This window comes from Enterococcus sp. BWB1-3, from assembly GCF_016745275.1.
Taxonomy (GTDB): Bacteria; Bacillota; Bacilli; order Lactobacillales; family Enterococcaceae; genus Enterococcus_L.
This window is the reverse complement of record NZ_JADOEP010000006.1, coordinates 38,359-55,199: the sequence shown is the minus strand read 5'-3', so window position 1 is coordinate 55,199 and position 16,841 is coordinate 38,359. Positions and strand designations below refer to the sequence as shown.

At 40.3% G+C, this 16,841-nt stretch carries 17 protein-coding genes; 2 read left to right on the top strand and 15 right to left on the bottom strand.

Annotated elements, in window-relative coordinates:
- Window positions 1-119 precede the first annotated feature (119 nt).
- From IW492_RS06415 to IW492_RS06405, 3 genes are all read right to left on the bottom strand, one after another.
- Window positions 120-851, bottom strand: a complete 732-nt coding sequence (locus IW492_RS06415) for an acyl-ACP thioesterase domain-containing protein (protein ID WP_202066757.1) — start codon at window positions 849-851, stop codon at window positions 120-122.
- A gap of 106 nt (window positions 852-957) precedes the next feature.
- Complete coding sequence (locus tag IW492_RS06410) at window positions 958-1,191, bottom strand: hypothetical protein (protein WP_202066756.1); 234 nt, start codon at window positions 1,189-1,191, stop codon at window positions 958-960.
- Window positions 1,192-1,802: 611 nt separating this feature from the next.
- Window positions 1,803-3,131, bottom strand: a complete 1,329-nt coding sequence (locus IW492_RS06405) for a C1 family peptidase (protein WP_202066755.1) — start codon at window positions 3,129-3,131, stop codon at window positions 1,803-1,805.
- Between the two features lie 141 nt (window positions 3,132-3,272).
- Here IW492_RS06405 and IW492_RS06400 point away from each other — a divergent pair, with 141 nt between their 5' ends.
- Window positions 3,273-3,644, top strand: a complete 372-nt coding sequence (locus IW492_RS06400; RefSeq protein WP_202066754.1) for a GntR family transcriptional regulator — start codon at window positions 3,273-3,275, stop codon at window positions 3,642-3,644.
- A 21-nt stretch (window positions 3,645-3,665) separates the two neighbouring features.
- Complete coding sequence (locus IW492_RS06395; protein WP_202066841.1) at window positions 3,666-5,048, top strand: PH domain-containing protein; 1,383 nt, start codon at window positions 3,666-3,668, stop codon at window positions 5,046-5,048.
- A 52-nt stretch (window positions 5,049-5,100) separates the two neighbouring features.
- Here IW492_RS06395 and IW492_RS06390 read toward each other — a convergent pair whose 3' ends face one another.
- From IW492_RS06390 to IW492_RS06335, 12 genes are all read right to left on the bottom strand, one after another.
- Entirely contained in the window at window positions 5,101-5,304 is a 204-nt protein-coding gene (locus IW492_RS06390) for a heavy-metal-associated domain-containing protein (RefSeq protein ID WP_202066753.1), read from the bottom strand.
- A 105-nt stretch (window positions 5,305-5,409) separates the two neighbouring features.
- A complete protein-coding gene (locus IW492_RS06385) occupies window positions 5,410-7,878 on the bottom strand; it encodes a heavy metal translocating P-type ATPase (RefSeq protein WP_202066752.1) in 2,469 nt (822 codons plus the stop codon).
- 111 nt (window positions 7,879-7,989) lie between these two features.
- The gene (locus IW492_RS06380; protein ID WP_202066751.1) at window positions 7,990-8,430 is read right to left on the bottom strand and encodes a CopY/TcrY family copper transport repressor; all 441 of its coding nucleotides are present in this window, start codon (window positions 8,428-8,430) and stop codon (window positions 7,990-7,992) included.
- Between the two features lie 157 nt (window positions 8,431-8,587).
- Window positions 8,588-9,124 (bottom strand): dihydrofolate reductase family protein, encoded by a 537-nt coding sequence (locus IW492_RS06375; RefSeq protein ID WP_202066750.1) that lies wholly within the window; start codon window positions 9,122-9,124, stop codon window positions 8,588-8,590.
- 58 nt (window positions 9,125-9,182) lie between these two features.
- Window positions 9,183-9,869: a uroporphyrinogen-III synthase gene (locus IW492_RS06370; RefSeq protein WP_202066749.1), complete on the bottom strand. Its 687-nt coding sequence runs from the start codon at window positions 9,867-9,869 to the stop codon at window positions 9,183-9,185.
- A complete protein-coding gene (gene hemC / locus IW492_RS06365; protein ID WP_202066748.1) occupies window positions 9,870-10,775 on the bottom strand; it encodes a hydroxymethylbilane synthase in 906 nt (301 codons plus the stop codon). It abuts the gene before it with no gap.
- Window positions 10,776-10,914: 139 nt separating this feature from the next.
- Window positions 10,915-11,187 carry a hypothetical protein gene (locus IW492_RS06360; RefSeq protein ID WP_202066747.1) on the bottom strand — a complete coding sequence of 91 codons (273 nt, stop codon included), beginning with the start codon at window positions 11,185-11,187 and terminating at the stop codon, window positions 10,915-10,917.
- 126 nt (window positions 11,188-11,313) lie between these two features.
- Entirely contained in the window at window positions 11,314-12,096 is a 783-nt protein-coding gene (locus IW492_RS06355) for a formate/nitrite transporter family protein (protein ID WP_202066746.1), read from the bottom strand.
- Window positions 12,097-12,328: 232 nt separating this feature from the next.
- Window positions 12,329-13,294 (bottom strand): uroporphyrinogen-III C-methyltransferase, encoded by a 966-nt coding sequence (cobA, locus tag IW492_RS06350; protein ID WP_202066745.1) that lies wholly within the window; start codon window positions 13,292-13,294, stop codon window positions 12,329-12,331.
- Window positions 13,295-13,603 (bottom strand): nitrite reductase small subunit NirD, encoded by a 309-nt coding sequence (gene nirD / locus IW492_RS06345; protein ID WP_202066744.1) that lies wholly within the window; start codon window positions 13,601-13,603, stop codon window positions 13,295-13,297. It lies immediately after the preceding gene.
- Between the two features lies 1 nt (window position 13,604).
- The gene (gene nirB, locus IW492_RS06340) at window positions 13,605-16,007 is read right to left on the bottom strand and encodes a nitrite reductase large subunit NirB (protein ID WP_202066743.1); all 2,403 of its coding nucleotides are present in this window, start codon (window positions 16,005-16,007) and stop codon (window positions 13,605-13,607) included.
- A gap of 464 nt (window positions 16,008-16,471) precedes the next feature.
- Window positions 16,472-16,841, bottom strand: a 370-nt coding sequence (locus IW492_RS06335; RefSeq protein WP_236671816.1) for a hypothetical protein, incomplete at its 5' end; no start/stop codon positions are given.

Here is a 16,841-nt window from a genome sequence, read left to right as displayed (position 1 = left end):
CAGTGTTTAGCCGTTCAGCTTTCTTTTCCTTCTTTCTATCATATCTAAAGAACAAATAAATTGTAAAATAAAACACGTTCCGTTCGCTTTGTTGCATTTGTTCATACTCTGTTAGTATGCTATATCCATTGGATATTTGCTTCACAATAAAGCTGATCCTCTATCCGAATTTCGTGACGTGTCCATGGGCCTGTTTCATTTTCCAGTACTTCATAATGACTCTCCACTTCATGTCCATATTCAACTTCTTTATCAAATTTTACATTGACTCTTAACGGCTGATGCTTGGAAAGGAACTCATAACCCAGTACATCCAGCAGCCAGTTGAAATAAATTGCATTATTTACGTGCTGGTTCCCGTCAATATCAAAAAAACGAACACGATAATTATGAAAAACCCCGCTTTCAATCTTCTCTATTTTTTCATTTCGATAAATTTTTTTGATTTTCTCACTTTCATACGGAGCAATAATTTCTTCCAGTACGTTGCTCATTTTACGATTTTTTTTATTCATCAGTACAAAAGTAGATTTGATCTGAACACATTCTTCCCCTGCTTCATCATGTATCCAAAAATTCCGGTAGCAAAAATATTTATTATATGACATCGCCTGAGTGGTTATCTGAATGTTCTCCCCAACCATAGGTAATCTTTTTATTTCAATTTCATAGTTGGTGATCACCCAGCCCAAACCAAATCCGGCAACAAATTCCGCTCCTCTACCAAGAAGTGCACTTTGCTCCTCCGATGTCTTGATGACTACTGCCAGCATAGACGGCAGAGTCATTCTTTTCGTAATGTCGCCATCATAATATGCAACTTCGTAGGGCATTGTATAACTTTTTCCCATTAAATCCTCTCCTTTTTCCTTGTCACCTGCTTCAGTTTCCATTCTTTAAAAGTATAACATACTGATAAAAATCCTTGTATTTCAATAGATACTAAAAATAATATCATTAAATATAATAACAAAATAGAAGCATATCTTTTGAATGAATAATCAAACCATGCTGAATTACGTCGTGGACAAATGCCGCATAGTAATTTTCACTGTATTGAGATCTGTATTCTGGCTCCCCATTATCCTTCCCGCCTGCCTTCAATGCTGTTTTATATATGGTCTGAACTACTTCTTTAGACGAAACATAAAAGACAGTGTCCAGCTTGCCGGCTCTCCTGCTGCAATCCAAACGGAACCTCTTGGAGCATCTTGATAATTAAAATGGGCTAAACTATTTTATTTCCCCATTCAACGAAGTCGACACTTCCTTATTAAGAAGCTTCATTTTTTCAATGTTTTTCACAGTTACTGAAAAATGATCAATCCTTGTCCCTTATTCTCTCAACAAAGAAATGAATCAACCATACCTAACATAAATTTTATCAATAAGAGTTATTAAAAACCCCTCGACAAAAATACGAAAACGTCTATTTTCATTATAAAAAAGCTTATCAATTTTTACCTACAAAAAGCTGACAAACAAAGTATTTAAACTATTGTGTATCCAGTTCGCTTCATCAAAGAAAAAACAGCCAGTCGGAAATGATACTGTCTGTCATTTTTATGCCGTCACTTAAGTCGATTTTTAGTCTAAAAAAGAGGTTGTGACAGAAGTGTTCTGTCTCAAGAAATAAGTCGGAATATACGAAAATAGCTACTCATATTTTCAGTATAGTTCGACTTATTTCCGAAGAGACAACTTCTGGAACACCGTTTATTCGGTTTTAGGGATCTCAGACATACTTTTGTCACAGTCCCTTGTTCGAATAATTATTTAGACCATTCTATGTTCACAATTATTTATGCCAAAGCTCCCATAGGGTCCCATGGAGCCAGCATTTTAGGCTCTTCATTCCAAGCTTTCAACAGCTCATTGGTCAGGATATCTTTCCGAATCACGATTTGATACGTGTATTCATCCATCCAGGCATCACTCATCACGAAGAAGCCTTTGTTTCCAATCTTCTCTCCCCAGCTATTTTCCACTTTCCATTTTGCAGACTTTCCATCGATCACATCCACACCGGTTAGTACCATTGCATGGGTCATCAGGCTTTCACCATAATCCAGACGTTCTGCTTTTGTCATTGAAAAATCAATATCAAAAAGTTCATCTATTTCATATGCATTTAATGCCATTATTCCGCTTTTCCGAGTAGAAGATTGACCTACGTCACAACCAAACCAGACTGATTCTCCTTGTTCCAGCTGTTGAACAGCCAATTGCTTAAATACAGGCATATCCACATTCAGGTATTTTACCGGCTTACCGCCTACAACATTACCAAGCATTTCAACTGTATAGGTTTTGTTAAAAGGTTTGTCCTTAGTTGGAGCATTGATCACACTAATGTAGTCATCCAGATCCACTCCTATATATTTTTCATAGAAAGATAAGGGAGTCAGACCTTTATCAATGTGATATTCTTTGTCTTCATCTCTGTATTCGAAATCAAAGGTTTCAGGCGGTGTCCCTAACGAAATCGCCAGAAAATTGTAAAGTTCTCCAAGCATTTCTGTCTTCTTCTCCTGAACAAGCTCAGGTGCTTCACCCGCCTCAATCAACTTGCGCAATGTCACAGCATCTTTGCGCAGCTTCTTATTCAAGTATTTGTTTAGATCCTGAGAATTAGAGCTGTTCCTGCTTTCCGGCATCACATATTTAGGAACCACACCATATTTTTTAAACAGAGAAACAATCATATCCCATTGCCCGCCATCTTGCTGCGGCGTTGCCAACAAAAATGCGACCTTACGTGAGTCCAGATTCTGATCTGCTGTTGCAATAATATTTTCATAAAAATAATTAGATTTTTCGTACTTGTCCCAGAAAAAAGTGTAGTTTTGTGACAGCTCAAATTCCTTTAATCGAAAGCTGTCGATCATTTTATGACGAAAAGTATTGAGTGCAGCAAACATCCAGCAGCGACCGCTTTTCTTCTGGTCTGCTGCTTTTCCAGTTGAAAGATCTACTGAAAAAACCTGTACATTTTCAACTTGTGCTTCTTGCGTTTCCGCTGATTCAGTGATTCCGTTTTTGACTACTGCGTTTTGCAATGCTCGTTTTTTATCACTTTCTGCAAACCTTTCTCTATATTTACCAGTTATTTCATTGTTAATTTCTGACATGTTCCTCATCCTTCCTAAAAATAGCTCATTCCCATTATAGGACTCCTTAGAAAATCTCACAACTGAAAGTTTATTGCTTTTTTGCACCACATGTATTACACTATATAATACAAAATACATTATAATTGCGAGGTGCTGCAGATGTTAATGGAAATAGACATGAAAAGTGCTATCCCCATTTATCAGCAAATCAGAAATCAAATCATTTTAGGAATTGCTTCAGGAAAACTGGGGGCGAATGAGTCACTGCCTTCCGTGCGTCAAATGGCGGATGAAATCGGTATAAATATGATGACCGTTTCAAAAGCCTACAATACACTAAAGCTTGAAGGCTACATCATCACAGATCGTCGTAATGGAACAAAGGTGGCAGAATTTCCCCCCGCAACAGAAGAATTTATCGAAGAATTTAATCAGGCACTTGAGCTGACTTTGGCGAAAGCAGCAATTCATCAGTTAAATGATGAGGATATCCATGCGATTGTGACGCAGATTTTACAGAATTTCAAATAATAAGGACGTGCTTCTATGAATATGAACATAATTTTTTTACTAATACTTTTGGGTATAAATCTTTCAATGGCTCTGCTCGGCAGAATTATTGCCAATCCTCATAAAAACATTATATTGGAGACCACCCTGCCAAAAGATAAACTAAACGAGCCGCAGGTTCTGAACGTTCGGCAGGAATACAAAAAGAGACTGTTATTGATTGCTGCAGCTTTTTCTATTTTTGATCTGCTGATACTACTTACCACCTATGATTCTATTACCCTACTGTTCTTCATGTTGTCTTTGTTTATGATGCTTGGTGTCAACTACTACACAGAGATACTTTACATTCGAAAAATGACCCACGTGAAGATAACAAACGGCTGGATTCTCCCTACAAAGCCTTTATTGGTAGATACTAAATTAATTCAAAATAAAAATCGGAAGCTGCTTAGTTACTATTGGTATTTACCTGGGATTCTGATTTCTCTGGGAGGAACCATCTACAGCTTCACCAACTATCAACAGGCTTTGGGAACAGCGATTTTTGGAGTGATTTCTCTGCTTATGGCTGGTCTTTTCATCTTCCTGCACTATCTTGTCAGTCGACTGCCAGTAAAACCGCTGACGAATGATGAAATAATTAATCAACAAGTGAATGATGCCATGCGTCATTACTGGTCTCTGCTGCTAGTTTCATCTGCATTTATTTTTAGTCCGCTGTCATTTATACCGATACTTTCTATTACATTGTCTTACCAGTCTGGAATGATTTTAACAATTGCCTACTTCATTCTGCTCACTATTTATGTCGGTTTCATTTTTTACCTTCTGTTTAAACTCAGACGTACGCAGGATCAGCTGATTATGCAGGCAAAGGATTACCGCTATGGAGATGAAGACCAATACTGGCGTTACGGTATTTACATCAATCCGGAAGATCCCAGAATCTTCGTTCCAGACCGATTAGGGATGAATATATCAACCAATCTGGGAAGACCTGCCGGTAAGATTTCAATGATTGTATTGCTTATTGTAGCAGTAGCTGCAGTGGCTCTTTCCAGTATTCCATTAATGATCAGTGATTTCTCAAGTAATCCGTTTCGAATGACGGTTACAACAGATGATATCTCTTTATCTGCACCATTTTCAAAAACGAGAGAAATCCCTTTGGATATAATCACTTCTGTTCAACTGATTGATAAGCTTCCTGCCAACAGAATTCGTATGTTCGGTTCAGCAACAGACCATTATCTTACCGGGGAATTCCGTATAGGAGATGAATCCGCCTATTTGCTGGTCTATAACAACGAAGTGCCTATCCTTGAAATAAAAACAGAAAATTATACCTACTACTACACAAATAAAGATGCTGAAAAGACGAAAAAAGAGTATGAAGAACTGATAAAAAAAGTGAACAAATAAAAAAAGCTTCGGCATCCTCAGATGTCGAAGGTCTTTTTTTGGTTGCTCAGCATTATCCTGCTACTGTAAATTTCGTATCTGCCAATGCTGCTTGCAGCTGTTCTTTGGAAATTTCATTATCGGCTGTAATCGTTGCCTTTTTTTCGTCCAGTTGTACATCTACAGCTTTCACACCGGGAATTGCTTCAAATTTTTCTTTAACTATTCCTACGCATCCATCACATTTCATTCCCTCAATTACTACTGTTTGGTTCATAACGCGTTCTCCTTTGATGTATGTTTATTTATTTTTCTAATTTGAGAATTAATTTATTTTAGTGTTCCATCCTTTGTTTCAAATACTTTCTAGCTACTCTGCTCTTCATCTTTTTGAAACTGATGACGGTTTAAATCTCTTTAGCCGCAAGGCATTCAGCAAAACTGAAACTGAGCTGAAGCTCATTGCCGCTCCTGCAATCATTGGGTTCAGCAAGGGACCGCCGAATAAATAAAGGACACCCATCGCAACAGGAATACCTAATATGTTATAGGCAAAAGCCCAGAAAAGATTTTCCTTGATATTCTTGATGGTGGATTTACTTAATTCAACAGCTGTAGGCACATCCATCAAATCACTGCGCATTAACACAATATCAGCTGATTCTATGGCAACGTCTGTACCGGAGCCAATTGCTATACCAATATCTGCCTGAGCCAGAGCTGGTGCATCATTGATTCCATCGCCAACCATCGCCACTTTCAGCCCTTCACTTTGCAGCTTTTTAACCTCTGCTGCTTTATCCTCCGGCAGTACCTCACTGAAAACGCGGTCTATTCCCACTTGTTTGGCAATCGCTTCAGCAGTACGTTTGTTGTCTCCGGTAATCATCGCCACCTCAAGCCCCATCTTGTGCAGGCAGTCAATTGCTGCTTTACTGCTGTCTTTGATGGTATCAGCCACTGCAATAACTCCTGCAAGCTGCTGATCCTTTGCAATAAACATAGGGGTTTTCCCATGCTCTGCCAGTTTGTCTGAGCGTTCCAAAAAATCTGACAGGTCAATCTTCTGTTCGATCATCAGCTTTTTATTACCAAGTAAAAACTTACTGCCATCAATCACACCTTCAATTCCATGTCCGGGAATAGCCTGGAAATTTTCCATCGTGTACAATGACAATCTTTTTTCTTCTGCCGCTGCGACAATCGCTTCTCCCAGCGGATGCTCTGATCCCTTTTCAGCTGAAGCAGCAAATTGCAGTAATCGCTCTTCAGATAGTCCGCTTTTCACAAGTATATCTGTGACAACTGGTTTGCCTTCTGTGATTGTCCCTGTTTTATCAAAGACAATGGTCTGAATTTTGTGTGTCGTTTCCAGCGCATCTCCGCTTTTAATCAGTACACCGTTCTCAGCCCCTTTACCTGTTCCAACCATAATAGCAGTTGGAGTAGCCAAGCCCAGTGCACAGGGACAGGCGATAACCAAAACTGAAATTGTAATAGTCAAGGCAAACACCCATGATTCCTGACCAATAAAATACCATGATAAACCTGATAAAACAGCCAGGCCCATGACGATTGGAACAAAAACACCCGAAATTTTATCGGCCATTTTGGCAATTGGCGCTTTTGAGCCCTGCGCATCTTCAACCAATTTTACAATTTGAGCCAAAGCGGTCTCTTTGCCTACTTTTGTTGCTTTAAACTGAATGGTGCCATTTTTATTGATACTGGCTCCAATCACTGAATCTCCTGTTTTCTTTTCCACAGGGATACTTTCTCCTGTCAGCATAGATTCATCAATAGACGTTGAGCCTTCCATGACAATGCCGTCCACCGGAATTTTCTCACCTGGGCGAACAATAATCGTATCGCCAGACCTCACACTGTCAATCGGCAAATCGATTTCCATGCCGTCTCTGATCACGCGAGCATTTTTCGGCGCCAGTCCCATCAGTTTTTTTATGGCTTCAGACGTCTTTCCTTTAGATACAGCTTCAAAATATTTCCCTAAAGTGATCAAAGTTAAGATAACGGCTGCAGATTCATAATACAATTCCATTGCAAAGTGGGCATGTCCTTCAAATACCATAAACGTCCCATATAAACTGTAAAGGAATGCTGCACTTGTTCCCAATGCAACCAGAGAATCCATATTGGGATGCCCTTTAAAAAGCGAACGAAAGCCTACTGTGAAAAAGCTTCTGCCCAAATATAGAACCGGGATTGTCAGAATAAGCTGTAAAACAGCAAAGACTGAGCTGTTCATCATTGGATCAATCACTGCCGGAAGCGGGAGACCGATCATATGACCCATAGCAATATACAGTAATGGTACGGTAAACACTGCAGACAGCCAAAAACGATGCCACATCTCTTTAATATGCTTTTGTTTCTTTTCCTGATCTTGATCTGTCGTATCGGTTTTTCCTGCTTCTTCAACAGCCTGATAACCGACTTTTTCCACTGCAGATGAAATCTCTTCGCTACTCAAAATCCCTGGATCAAATTGAACCACCATCTTTTCTGCAGCCAGATTTACTGATGCCAAATCAATACCTTTCAAATGCTTCACTGCTTTTTCTATTGTCTGAGCACAGGAGGAACAAGTCATGCCTTCAATATCATAGTTTTTTTGCACAGTCTGACTGACTGCTTGAAATCCCGCATCTGAAACGGCCTGTTTAATGTCTTTTTCGGATAATACTTGATCATCATATTGAATCGTCAGCTTTTCTGTTGCAAGATTAACCGACGCTTTGGCAACTCCGGTCAGTTTGCCAGCAGCTTTTTCCACTGTTTGAGCACAGGAAGCACAGCTCATCCCTTCTATATCAAAGGTTTTTGTTTCCACATTATTCAACTCCTTGCGTTGATTTCTATTATTTTAAGTCTATATGCAGGCGTAATTCCTCCAAGATTCTGCTTTCCCTTCAATAAAATTTTACGTTCAAAGCAACTAATTTCAATCCTTAATTAAATGACACTGGCATTGTCCCGGTATGCAATTGCATGCTACCTCTGCCGCTGCAGACGCCTTTTTCTCCTGAAGCAGCTGCTCCAGCTTTTCAATATCGGAAAAGCTTAACGTACTTTCCTTAATAATCACTTCTACAATTTGTCCCACTTTTCTGCTGCAGACTTTTGTCAGCAATTCTTCAGAAAGCGTACGAAGACTTTTTCTTTCCTCTATTAAGGGATAATAGATAAATTTGTTTCCAGAAGGCTTTGTTGCCAACAGCTGTTTTTCAGTCAGACGGCTTAAAAGCGTTTTAATGGTATTCTTCTTCCACTTCATCTTTTCATTCAGAATCGTATAAACGTCATTGCTGGTTGTTTCTTCCTGTGCCCAGACAACACGCATAACTTCCCATTCTGCATCTGTAATTTTTGTTTCCGTCAACATTATCACCTTCTTCTTATTTTCGTTTACATTTGTAGTCGTTTCTTCATTTCTTATATTACCTGATCTTCTTTTGCTTGTCAAAACTTTTATTCAAGAAAAAGAAAAATCAACTTTCTTATAGACTGAAAGTTGATTCTCGCTGGATTTACAATTATTCTTATACCTTGCTGTATGTTGATGTAATCATACCGTTTTTGCAGTAGGAATCAACACTCTTTAATACCACTGACTGCTTAATTGATTGAAATAAAGGAATTCCCTGTCCTAAAATCACCGGAATCGTTGTAACAATATATTCATCAATGAGGTTACAGTTAATCAGCGGAGTAATCACTTGTCCGCCTCCAACAATCCAAATATCTTTTCCTTCTTCTTTTTTCAAACGTTCAACCAGCTTATCTGGCTGTTCAGCTGTAAAAATCAGATCAGCATTTTCTGGTTTTTCATGGTGCGTAATAATATAAGATGTTTTATCCTCATACGGATACTGCTCCGGTGAAAGCTCGTTTACCACCTGATCATAGGTCGTTCTTCCGAGAACGACTGTATCAATCCGCTCCAGCAGTTCTTCATAACTGTTATCTTCTTCCGGTGCATCCGTCTCTACCGTTAAAAAATCAATGGAACCATCAGTCTCTGCTATATAACCGTCCAAGCTTGTCGCAATATACAAGATCACTTTCCGCACATTCATCCCATCCTTTTTAATGAATTTCAACTTTCATTATACAGTAGAACATGCTGATAACCGACTATCTAATCTCAGCATTAAAACCGTCTTTATGAATTGCTGCCTGAGTTGTCTGACCCACACAATAGAAATGAAGTTCCCTGTTGAAATTGATTTCCTTGCAAGTTTCATAGAATCGGGTCCAAAGAGAAGGACTGGTAAAATAAACTGCTGACAATTCCGGATCATCCAGATAGACTTTCAACTGCTGGCGTGCTGATTCCGAGAATACATTGTCATACAGGGTAAAAGTGAAAAGCTCATGCCCATCTTTCAACAACAACTCTTCACCGATCGCATTAGCAAGGCTGCTTTTAGGATAAACAATTTTAACTGGTTCTTCTGAACAATCTGCTATCCATTGCTTAAACATACTTTTCTTCGCTTGAACAATCGATTGAAAAACAGGTTCAATCCCTGCTTCTCTTAACGCATTTGCTGTTTTTTCTCCAATTACTGCGAATTTCTTAATCTGAAAAACAGAAAGAAGTTTTTGTTCCTTCAATAATTTAATAAAAAAAGCTGCACTGTGCTGACTAGTCAAAAAGACCCACTCCGCATCAATCAATTTTTTTATTTGTTTCTCTTCAATCAGCCGCGGTCTCAGCCTCATCAAAGGAATTTCCATACATGTATAGTGTTGTTGTTGAAAATACAGTTTGTCGTCTATATTGTCTTCAGGTAAACGGGTTAAAAGAATTTTTCTCATCTATTCACTGTCCCCAAGTTCTTTCAACAGCTCTTCTCCCAGCTTCCTGCCGGCACCGGTAATTTCATCAACGATAAGACTTTTCTGAACAGAATGCTGCTGCGTTTTATCTCCCAAAAAACCGAACATCTGATAACCAATTGCTATTTTCCGCGCATATGCACCCACAGGCAGCTCGCAGTTTCCATTCAGCACACGAAGAAATGCACGCTCTTCTGTTACGAGCTTGCGATTTTCCTGATCATCAATGACCTTTAAGAAATCAATCATTTCCTGATCCTTCGCGCGACATTCCACAGCTAATGCGCCTTGACCTACTGCAGGGATACACTCTTCCACCAGCAGCTCCTGATACGCATACTCTGACTGTTCAAACCAGTCTAAGCGATCCAATCCAGCTGATGCTAAAACAATCGCATCCAGTTTCTGTTCCTCCATCTTCTTCAGTCGGGTTCCGACATTTCCACGAATAGATTCAACTTGTATGCCGGTTTTCAAATGCCGCATCTGAAAGTCTCTTCTCAGACTGCTGGTGCCTATTCTGGCATTTGTCGGCAGCTCAGAAATACTTTGAACTCTGCGGAAAATCAGACAGTCCGTTGGTTTTCCTCGTTTAGGCAATGCAGCCAGCGTCAAGCCCTCTGCCATCACCGCCGGCATATCCTTTAAACTGTGAACCGCAAAATCGATCTCTTCTGCCAACAAAGCATTCTCCACTTCATTTATAAAAAGACCTTTCCCGCCGATTTTAGATAAACTGACAGAAAGCAGACGATCCCCTGTGGTAACCATGGGAACAATGTCAATTTGAAACTCTCCGTGTGCTGCTTTAAGTAGTTCAATAATAATTTCTGTCTGCTTCATAGCCAGCGGGCTATTGCGGGTTCCTACACGAACTGTTCTCATGATTTAGTCTCTTCCTTTTTCTACATTTACTCTTATCATACTAGGACCTATCCAAAAATTCTAGCCGCAGGTCTTTTCGAAAAAATAGATATGGGCTAGTTCTATTTAAAGAAGGAATGTTGCCGTATCCCACGTATTGTCATACACATATAGTATTTGCTCCTGCGATTTCTCGTCGCATGAAGACCTTTGCTCCTGCGATTTCTCGTCGCATAAAGACCTTTGCTCCTGCGATTTCTCGTCGCATAAAGACCTTTGCTCCTGCGATTTCTCGTCGCATGAAGACCTTTGCTCCTGCGATTTCTCGTCGCATGAAGACCTTTGCTCCTGCGATTTCTCGTCGCATAAAGACCTTTGCTCCTGCGATTTCTCGTCGCATAAAGACCTTTGCTCCTGCGATTTCTCGTCGCATAAAGACCTTTGCTCCTGCGATTTCTCGTCGTATGGAGAAGCTTCGGCACAACCTCAATTATATGGACAAGCAAAACGTGCAACCTCTTTAGAAGCTGCACGTTAGCTGCGCTACACAAGTAACTCCCTAATTTGAAAGCTTTCGTGTACCCACTTTATATGCAAGAAAATACATGCCGGCGATAAAAATTCCGCCGCCTGCTAAATTTCCGAAATAAACACTGACCATATTTTTACCAAACTCTGCCCATGTATTTCCTCCAAGAATAATCCCCATCGGAATCAGAAACATATTCGCAACAACGTGCTGATAGCCGCAAATGACAAAGCCCATAATTGGCAGAAAAATCCCTACAATTTTCCCAATAAAATCTTTCGCTGCGAACTGTAGATAAACAGCTGTACTTACTAGAATATTACAGGCAATCCCTGATAAAAACCCTTGTAATAAGGTGTCTTTTGTTCGCCCCAGAGAAACCTGAATTGCACGTTCTGCAAAATCGCCTTGAAGTGCACCACTGAGATAGCCAAAGAAATACGCAACAAACAGCGACCCAATTAAATTGAACACCGTCACAATGACAATATTTCTCAGCCATTCTTTACCGCTGATTTTTTTTGCAAAAAGAGCCATGGAAACGACCATCATGTTCCCCGTAACCAGCTCTCCGCCTGCCAACAGCAGACAGATTAACCCAAAAGGGAAAACAGCTGCCCCAATAACATTTACCAAAGACCCCCATTCGCTCGGCATTGTCCCCATTGTCCGAATCATGGCAACTCCTGCAATAGCTATGAACATTCCTGCTAAAAACCCTAACACTGCTAATGTCAAAAAGCTGCCTCGTGCCTTTTGTATTCCTTTTTCTATTGTGAAATCTACAATTTCCGGTGGTTGAAGTGACCCCATACTCTATCTCCTTTTCTTTGTGAATATTCATTCCTGTGAGCAGACCACAAACAGGGAACTGTCCAAAAAATTTAGATTCCTCGTTCATCTTTAAGCATGCCCCAGCTGTTCAATCTTTTCATTACTCTTTATGCAGTCTCCATTGGATAAATAAACTCACTGTACTGCTGCTCTTCGTTCTCTCGCTGTCCCCTATATCAGCGAGAGAGTAAATCTCTCCCGTCAAAACTATTTATAAATACTGAAAGTGTTTCTTATTTATTTCGGTTACTTGTTTACTTAAATAAACCACTTCATCAAATGTATAATCCTTTAGATATTGTCGGTCTACTTCATCAAAACGCCGGTCTCTTTCTTCACCGACCTGAACTGCATAGACATCAGCACCTTGCTCTGTGTACTCAAGGATTGTTTCAAAACAGATTTTCTTTGTGTCTACTAGCAGCAGTCTTTTACCGAATAGTGGTTTTTGTTCAAACCAGTCCGGACCCTTCCGTTCAGAAACTACATTTCCCACAACAATCATCGAGGGATTTTTGACTTGATTCTGAGCAATACAGTCAATCATCTGAAGGATATTCGTCGTAAAGGTACGTTGTCTTCCCATTGTTCCCCATTCAATAATAGCAACAGGCAATTCCGCAGAAACATTTTGTTCCATCAGCTTTTGCTGTGTTTCAGCAGCATATTCCACCCCCATATATAGGCAGACAGTCCCTTTTTCCGTTAGACCTTTAAAGTCCAGCTGCTCTCCCTGTTTGCGATGAGCAGTGACAAATGTTACTTTACTGCTGTGTTCTCTGTGTGTCAGTGAGATGCCGCTGTAGCTGCTGGCAGCCGAAGCGGCTGTTATTCCGGGGACAACTTCGTAAACCGCTCCCTGTTCTCTGAGAACAGCGATTTCTTCTCCCACACGGCCGAATATACTTGGATCGCCGCCTTTCAAACGTACAATTAACTGATCCTTCCGGCATTCTTCCTTCAACAGCTCATTAATATTTTTCTGCTTCAATACATGATTTTTTGGATATTTTCCGCTAAAAATGAATCGTGCTTCCTCTTTAGCCAAATGCAGAAATATTGGATGAACCAGGCGGTCATAAATGATGACATCTGCTGTTTCCAGCAGTCTTTTGCCTTTTAGAGTCAGTAATTCCGGATCTCCTGAACCGGCACCTACAAAATAAACTTTCCCCATCTAGTCCACCATAACGTAGACTTTATCGCCTTCAACCATTGTTTCAAATGTACGTACACAGCCTTCATCAGGGTCCTGTACAATCCCGTCATTTAGAGAAATTTTGTAGTCATGCAATGGACAGAAGACAAAATCACCAGACACAATCCCTTCAGCAAGCGGTCCCTGTTTATGAGGACAAACATTCTCTATTGCTTTCACACGGTCATCACTTAAACGATAGACCGCAATCTTTTGATCTCCAATCAGAACTTCTCTTCCGATTCGCGGTACCAGTTCACTTAAAGAGGCTACAAATATTTTTTCCATTTTATGCTCTCCCTACTGTATACATTTCATTTTGTAATTCCTGACTGTTGACAACTTCTTCCCAAGGATTACCTCGACGTCCTGCAACAGCTTCATCTAAACGTACAATTAGCTCTTTCCGATGCTCGGCATCCAACAGAACTTCTTTTACTGTTTCAAAGCCCAGACGATCAATCCACGGAGCAGTCCGTTCTGCATAGACACCTGTTTCTCTATAATATTGCAGCATCGCACCGCAGATTTCGATTACTTCCTCTTCTGTTTCTGCAGTCGTCAGCAACTGTGCCTCTTTTATTTCTGTTCCGCCGTTTCCGCCAATATAAATCTGGAAGCCATTCTCAACACCAATAATTCCAAAGTCTTTCACGCCGCTTTCGACACAGCTTCTTGGACAAGCTGAAACACCCATTTTAAATTTATGCGGCGTATCAATAAATTCAAACCGCTGCTCCAGTTTAATTCCCAAGCCTAGTGAGTCTTGTGTTCCAAATCGGCAGAAATTCGCTCCTACGCATGTTTTAACAGAACGAACTGCTTTGGCGTAAGCCGCGGCTGCTGTCATATCCAGTTCTTCCCAAATCTTCGGCATATCTTCTTTCTTCACTCCGAATAGACCAATCCGCTGACTTCCTGTAATTTTCACCATCGGAACATTATATTTTTCAGCAACTTTGGCAATCAAAATCAGCTGCTGCGGATCTGTCTTTCCTCCACGCATTCTTGGTATCACCGAATAAGTTCCATCATTTTGAATATTTCCATACATCCGCTCATTGACATATCTGGACTCTCGTTCATCCTCATGCTCTTTCGGCCAAGCAACATTTAAATAGAAATTAATCGCAGGACGACATTTTGGACAGCCCTCTGCATTAGTGAAATCAAGTTCTTTGTAAACTTCTTCTGAAGAAGTCAGATGTTTTGCATGGATTTGAGTCACAATCTGATCCCTTGTTAATGGCGTACAGCTGCAGATTCCAGTCGGTGCACTCACTATTTCTCCGCCAAGTGTATGTTCCAGTACAGCACCAATAACAGTTTTACATTTTCCACAGGAACCGCCGGCTTTTGTATACTTTGTCACATCTGCCACAGAGGTCAGTTCCTTTTCATTAATGGCATTAACAATCGTTCCTTTTGTTACCCCATTACAGCCGCAGATCATCTCGTCATCTGACCATTCCCCAACATCCGTACTTGCTTCTTCTCCTGCCATATGCAGTAGTGAAACCGGTGTATAGTCATCAATGATCTCTTTTTTTCTAAGAATATTGTAATAACGGTTTCCTTCTGCTGTATCGCCATACAATACAACTCCGACTACCTGATTTTCTCTGATAAAGATCTTTTTGTAGGTGAAATTAATCCCGTCAAATGCTTCGATACTGTTTACGCCTTCACACTCTTTAATCTCACCAGCTGAATAAAGGTCACAGCCCGAAACTTTCAGAGAGGTAAAGGTGGTACTGCCCTGATACGGCTTTGTTTCTCTATTAGTTAAAACATCCGCCAGAACCTTTCCTTGTTCAAACAAAGGTGCCACCAAGCCATAAACCAGTCCATTATGTTCCACACACTCTCCCACAGCATAAATGTGTGTATTACTAGTGTGCATAAAGTCATTAACCAAAATCCCGCGGTTGATATCCAGTCCGGCAGTTCTTGCCAGAGTCACTTCCGGACGAATCCCTACAGACATCACGATCAAATCTGTTTCAATTGTTGTTCCATCACTGAATGTCATTCCAGTTACACGATCTGTTCCAAGAATTTTTTCTGTCCGTTTCTCCATTAAAAATTTCAGACCTTGCTTCTCAAGGTCTGCCTTAAGCATTTCTCCGGCTTTGGCATCCAGCTGTGTCTCCATCAGCCATTTCTCCAAATGGACAACAGTCACATCCATTCCCTGATCAACCAAACCTTTTGCTGCCTCCAGTCCTAACAGCCCACCGCCGATAACAACTGCCTTTTTAAAGTTTTTGGCGGCATCCAACATTGCTTCTGTATCATCAATTGTTCGGAAACCGACAACTCCGGGCAATGTTGAGCCCTCTACCGGCAGGATGAACGCTCTTGAGCCTGTAGCAAGAATACATTTATCATAAAAAATTTCTTTTCCTGACTGCGTTGTCGCACATTTATTTTCCGCATCCAGTTTAACAGCCGGATCATGATTAATCAGCTGAATCTGATTTTCTTCATACCAGGTTAAAGGATTTGTAATTATCTCATCTACCGTCATTTTTTTCTGAAGGACATTGGAAAGCATAATTCGATTATAGTTCGGGTAACTCTCCTCCCCTATAATCGTAACCTCGTATTTATCTGGGTCTCTTTCCAGAATTTCTTCAATCGTACGGACGCCAGCCATCCCATTGCCAATCAACAGAAGCTTTTCTTTCATTTGTGTGTTCCTCCCAATTGTGATCATTTGAACAATCTATTTTTTAGCATAACAATCTATTTTCTTTTTGACTATTAGGGAATTTCCTAATAAATCAAGCATAAAGAAAGAGAGTGGGACAGAAATAAAAGTTCCCAACTCTCTTCGGAAATAAATCGAACTATACTAAAAATCTTGGAAGCTCCAAGAAAGGACCAATCAACATCTATTCATTCCATCGAATAGTATTTTGAATCTACCCATTATTCACTAAAAATCCCATTATATTAGTAGTTACAGAAGCTGTTTTCTAAACAAATGAAATACGCTTCGAAATGCTGTTAGTTCAATGATTCTCTGTATTTGTTTCTAAAATTTTGGGTAAATTCAAAAATAGTATCTCTTGATAAATTTCGGATTGTCCACCTTATTGCATCGAAGAATGAAGTAATTCGATATTTTCTCGCATAAGTGCTCATCACAATTTAGAGCTTACAGGCGGCGAGCGTACCTACTCTTGCTCCTGCGATTACTCGTCGCATAAAGACATTTGCTCCTGCGATTTCTCGTCGCATAAAGGCATTTGCTCCTGCGATTTCTCGTCGCACAAAAGGCTTGCTCCTGCGATTTCTCGTCGCATAAAAGGCTTGCTCCTGCGATTTCTCGTCGCACAAAAGGCTTGCTCCTGCGATTACTCGTCGCATAAAGACATTTGCTCCTGCAATTTCTCGTCGCATAAAGACATTTGCTCCTGCAATTTCTCGTCGCATAAAGACATTTGCTCCTGCAATTTCTCGTCGCATAAAGACATTTGCTCCTGCGATTTCTCGTCGCATAAAGACATTTGCTCCTGCA

What these genes read in the sequence shown, in the direction of transcription:
- IW492_RS06390 (WP_202066753.1), bottom strand. Translation starts at nt 5,304, where the DNA reads ATGAACCAAACAGTAGTAATTGAGGGAATGAAATGTGATGGATGCGTA.
- IW492_RS06415 (WP_202066757.1), bottom strand. Translation starts at nt 851, where the DNA reads ATGGGAAAAAGTTATACAATGCCCTACGAAGTTGCATATTATGATGGC.
- hemC (WP_202066748.1), bottom strand. Translation starts at nt 10,775, where the DNA reads ATGAGAACAGTTCGTGTAGGAACCCGCAATAGCCCGCTGGCTATGAAG.
- cobA (WP_202066745.1), bottom strand. Translation starts at nt 13,294, where the DNA reads ATGGGGAAAGTTTATTTTGTAGGTGCCGGTTCAGGAGATCCGGAATTA.
- IW492_RS06380 (WP_202066751.1), bottom strand. Translation starts at nt 8,430, where the DNA reads ATGTTGACGGAAACAAAAATTACAGATGCAGAATGGGAAGTTATGCGT.
- IW492_RS06395 (WP_202066841.1), top strand. Translation starts at nt 3,666, where the DNA reads ATGAACATAATTTTTTTACTAATACTTTTGGGTATAAATCTTTCAATG.
- IW492_RS06405 (WP_202066755.1), bottom strand. Translation starts at nt 3,131, where the DNA reads ATGTCAGAAATTAACAATGAAATAACTGGTAAATATAGAGAAAGGTTT.
- IW492_RS06375 (WP_202066750.1), bottom strand. Translation starts at nt 9,124, where the DNA reads ATGAATGTGCGGAAAGTGATCTTGTATATTGCGACAAGCTTGGACGGT.
- IW492_RS06370 (WP_202066749.1), bottom strand. Translation starts at nt 9,869, where the DNA reads ATGAGAAAAATTCTTTTAACCCGTTTACCTGAAGACAATATAGACGAC.
- IW492_RS06355 (WP_202066746.1), bottom strand. Translation starts at nt 12,096, where the DNA reads ATGGGGTCACTTCAACCACCGGAAATTGTAGATTTCACAATAGAAAAA.
- nirB (WP_202066743.1), bottom strand. Translation starts at nt 16,007, where the DNA reads ATGAAAGAAAAGCTTCTGTTGATTGGCAATGGGATGGCTGGCGTCCGT.
- nirD (WP_202066744.1), bottom strand. Translation starts at nt 13,603, where the DNA reads ATGGAAAAAATATTTGTAGCCTCTTTAAGTGAACTGGTACCGCGAATC.
- IW492_RS06360 (WP_202066747.1), bottom strand. Translation starts at nt 11,187, where the DNA reads ATGCGACGAGAAATCGCAGGAGCAAAGGTCTTTATGCGACGAGAAATC.
- IW492_RS06400 (WP_202066754.1), top strand. Translation starts at nt 3,273, where the DNA reads ATGTTAATGGAAATAGACATGAAAAGTGCTATCCCCATTTATCAGCAA.